3 protein-coding genes and 1 pseudogene are annotated in these 4,489 nt (G+C 45.8%); all 4 read right to left on the reverse strand.

Features of this window, described 5'->3' with window-relative positions:
- Positions 1–176: 176 nt before the first annotated feature.
- Entirely contained in the window at positions 177–380 is a 204-nt protein-coding gene (locus tag ACTNES_RS19530; RefSeq protein WP_441040450.1) for a hypothetical protein, read from the reverse strand.
- A 242-nt stretch (positions 381–622) separates the two neighbouring features.
- Positions 623–973 (reverse strand): hypothetical protein, encoded by a 351-nt coding sequence (locus ACTNES_RS19535; protein ID WP_441040451.1) that lies wholly within the window; start codon positions 971–973, stop codon positions 623–625.
- Between the two features lie 22 nt (positions 974–995).
- A complete protein-coding gene (locus ACTNES_RS19540) occupies positions 996–2,822 on the reverse strand; it encodes a DUF4368 domain-containing protein (RefSeq protein ID WP_441040452.1) in 1,827 nt (608 codons plus the stop codon).
- Positions 2,823–2,870: 48 nt separating this feature from the next.
- Positions 2,871–4,280 (reverse strand): annotated as a pseudogene (locus ACTNES_RS19545) (DNA topoisomerase); the annotation flags it as partial.
- Between the last annotated feature and the right edge of the window lie 209 nt (positions 4,281–4,489).

The raw sequence follows: 4,489 nt of genomic DNA on the forward strand, positions 1-4,489 counted from the left end.
GCCTTTCTGAAATGCCCCATTTTTCCGCTGCCTGCGGTGCAGACATATATTCCATAGCTTCATCTATCCCTTCTCTTATGGTTTCAGCATGATTATACTCGGATAGCCGAATAATAGCAAGATATGAATTGTGAGTTAGGGCAACTATGTAACTATGTAAACGTAATGTAAATGTATCACCATTCTATAGTTATTTTTTTATATTTCAAAACATCTGCCACACCCTCCGGGAGTGTCGAAAGACAAGAATAGCAAGCACTACCTTTTCCTCCGCTTAGAGCAATACTTCCCACACCACACAATCCTGCACCGGAAACTCTGCTTACACTCATGCACACACTTCTTGCACTGGTCATTATACTGTATCCTGTTTTTGTCATTCAAAAAGAACACCCACAACCGTTTTTCTTTTTTACCCATCCTCGCCACTATGATACCCTCCTTCAAAATGTTCAAATTATGTAGCCTTTTTCCGTTTTTTATGCCCTGTAAGCGTGTCAAAACACATGCAATGCATATTTCCCTGCCACTTCATCAGGAACGCCTTAAATCCGTCCATTTCCTGTCAGAAAAGGCAATCAGTGTTCAAACCGATTGCCCCCTCAGATGTTGTGACACTTTCTTATTCCGTCTGTATCTGCCGGAATGCTTCTTCAAAATGTGCTAAAACCTTATCCCTTTCTGCCCGCTGTTCCTTTGTCAATGACGGTTCATAATCTTCAAATTCTTCTGTCCCGTTAACCTTTGCCTTATCCACAATCCAGCAGAATTTCCATTTACCCAACAGGTGATGATACAAGTCCTCTGCGTTGTCGTAGTTGGAATTATTCTCAAAATACCCATCCATGTAATACTCCAGTACAATAAAGCCGAACCTAACATCATATACCACACACATATCTCCCAATTCATCCATCATACTGCGGAACAGTTCCACAACCTTTGTACACTTTCTGATTTCTTCCTGTTTCATAAGCTCTCTATCCTCCATACCCTTAACCGTTTACTGTGACTTCCTTTGATTTCTGTTCTTCCCCTGCGATACGCTTTCTCCGCTTTTCCATGTATCTGCGGTTATATTCTGCTTTTTTTGCCCTGCGTGCTTTCAGCTTTTCATGCTCTGCAATTTCTTCCGCAGTCGGTTCTTTTACAGGCAGTTCAAACTTCCCGATAAAGTTCAGGTAAATCTCCACTTCCTGTACCCTTTCTCCGCTGGAATAATCCGCTTCATGGACAAGTATCTTTTCCACAAATTCATTCAGCATGGGGGTAGTTAATTCACTGAAATCCGTATAGCGTTTCACAAGTTCTATAAATTTGTCTGCCCGGACTGTATCACTCTCATATTTTTCAATCTCGGCTTTGGCATTTTCCATAGATATTTCAATGGTGTCCTGTTCATTTTCAAACTCGCTGAGCATAAATTCAAAACGCTTGTCAGACAGCTTTCCGCTGATATTATCCTCATACAGTTTCTTCATCAGCATATTCAGCTCGTTTACACGCTTGGTATCCTGTGCAATTTTTCGCTTTAAAGACCTTATGCTCTCTTTCTGCTTGTCTCTCGAAGAGGAATATATCCTGTTGATAAATTCCTCCTCATTGGTAATCACATAATCACTGACCGCTTTGATGGTTTCCAGCACCAGCTTTCTTACAACCTCTGTCCTGATATAATGCTGGCTGCACTGTTTGTCATAACTCTGTCTGCTTAAGTTATAGGTGGAGCAGTTATACTCATCACGATCCGGTCTGCGTTTTCCGTTTAATTCCCCTTTCCAATTTCTTGCCCTTCCTGCTCCGCCACGATGGTTGTACATTTTCGCACCGCAATCAGCACAATACAAAAGCCCCGTAAATGGATTGGCTTCGCCGACTGTATCCGTCCTGCGGACGGTCTTTCTCAGTTCCTGCACCTTATTCCACATTTCTTCAGAAACGATTGCTTCCTGTGTATTCTTGAAAATAACCCAGTCCTCTTTTGGTGTCTTTTTTGCCCTCTTATCCTTGTAGGACTCTTTATAAGAGCGGAAATTTACGGTATGCCCCATATACTCCGGCTTGGAAAGAATATCCCTCACCGTTGCCCCACGCCACACATAAGGGGTTGCAGTATTATTGTTGGAACGACAGGTTCCAAGTCCCCGCTTGGCAAGATAATAGGATGGACGCTCGATTTGTTCCTCCGACAGTATCCTCGCAATCTCATAGGGTCCTTTCCCCTCCAGAGACATCCGGTATATCCTGCGCACCACCTCGGCAGCTTCTTCGTCAATTACCCACTGGTTTTTATCTTCCTCACTTTTCCGGTAACCGTAAATGGCATTATTGGTGGTGTGTTTTCCCTCCATTCCCCTTGCACGAAGCACCGTAGTCACTTTCCGGCTGGAGTCACGAATGTACCACTCATTCATGATGTTTAGAAACGGGGCGAACTCACTGCTCTCCCTTTTCTGATTATCAACTCCGTTTGCAATCGCAATAAAGTGGACTTCCTTTTCCTTGAACATGACCTCCGTATAAAAGCCCACCTGCAGATAGTCACGCCCTATCCGGCTCATATCCTTTACAATAACTGTGCCAATGCTTCCGTTCTCAATTCCTGCTATCATTCTTTTCCAGTCCGGTCTGTCAAATGAACCGCCGGAATAACCGTCATCTGTGAAATGCTCTATGTTGGTATAGCCATTCTGTTTTGCATAGTCCTCAAGCATCTTCTTCTGGTTGACGATACTGTTACTGTCCCCTACCATTTCATCATCACGAGAAAGTCTTTCGTAGAGGGCAGTAATCTTTTCATTTTCTGCTTTTTTTGTTCTCATTTTTTGTCCTTTCTTGTGCTTTTTTCTTAACTACCCTTTACAATATAAGTCCTCGGTAAACCTCTTGGGTGGGCTGGTCTTGCCTTCTTTCAGATCGACACCGGCAAGTTCCAATGTCATGCCTTCCGAAAGCTCCGGAAGATCACCTGCCTCCGCATTCTTCTCAGCATCTTCAACCGGCTTTCCTGCATATTGCCTCCAGCCCATATCCGTGACTGTTTTGCCTTTCGTGCGGAACTTCTGACCGGCGCACTCCGCTTCCACTATGGTTTCTGCATAGCGGCAAGGAGTTCCTACCGCACAAATCAGACGCACCGCCAGCATGGTAAGAATCGCCTGTTCTCCACTGGGAAGAGAGGAAATGTCATAACCCGCCGCTGTTTTTGTAGGGATAATGGCATGGTGATCGGTCACTTTCTTGGAATTGATGACCTGCGCTGCATTCACCGGTGCTGGCTCATCCGGTTGAATCTGAAAGCTCTGCTGGATCACAGAAACAAGTTCCGGCACCAGCGGTGCCATATCATCCGTCAGATACCGGCTGTCAGTACGGGGATAGGTCACAAGTTTCTTCTCGTACAGAGCCTGTGTGTAATCCAGTGTCTGTTGGGCTGTAAATCCCAGCTGCCGGTTTGCTTCTCTCTGAAGCGATGTCAGGTCAAACAAGGTCGGGGGCTTCTCTGATTTTTCTTTCTGCTCCACCTTGGTAATGATGGCACTTCCCGCCTGACAGCACTCTGCCACCAGTTTTTCTGCTTCTGCTTTTTCTTTCATCCGCTCACCGCCCGCTTGAAAATCCCGAAATTTCAATTCTGCCGAGTAGAACGGCTCCGGCTTGAACACCCGGATTGCTGCATCCCGCATAACCACCATCGCAAGGGTTGGTGTCATCACGCGCCCCACATTCAGGGTCTGCCCATACAGACATGAAAAAAGCCGGGTGGCGTTGATTCCGACAATCCAGTCGGCACGCTCCCGGCATAAAGCCGCCTCATATAAGGCATCATATTCTATTCCCGGTCGGAGCTTCTGAAAGCCTTCCCGGATCGCACTGTCCTCCATCGAGGAAATCCAAAGTCGTTCCACCGGCTTTTTGCAGCCGCACTGATGGTAAACCAGTCGGAAAATCAGTTCTCCCTCACGCCCTGCATCGGTTGCACAGATCAGACTCTCCACATCTTTCCGCTGCATGAGCTTTTTCAGGATTCCGAACTGCTTTTTCGTGCTGGCAGATACCTGATACCGCCAATGATCCGGCAAAATCGGAAGATCATCATACCTCCACTTGGCATACTTTTCATCATAGGCTTCCGGCTGGGAAAGTTCCACCAGATGCCCCACACACCAGCTGACAAGGTAGCCATTGCCCTCCATATAACCGTCTCCGCGCTGATTTGCCCCGATCACCTTCGAGAGACTCATGGCAACCGAGGGCTTTTCCGCTAATACAAGCTTCATTCGATACTGCTCCTTTCGCAAAAAAATTAGCAGCCAGGCACCGAAGCGCATGACTGCTATGTAAGGAAGTGTATTCTGTTTTAGGTCTACAAACTGGAATTATATCTTCAAATCTGATTCAGCCTGCATTCCGGGAGTTCCCCGTTCATCACTTTTTTGATATTGCTGATAAAGAAATCATAGCGCTTTTTATGATACTTCACGCCATC

The organism is Blautia sp. HCP3S3_D9 (assembly GCF_052063845.1).
Lineage (GTDB): Bacteria > Bacillota > Clostridia > Lachnospirales > Lachnospiraceae > Blautia_A.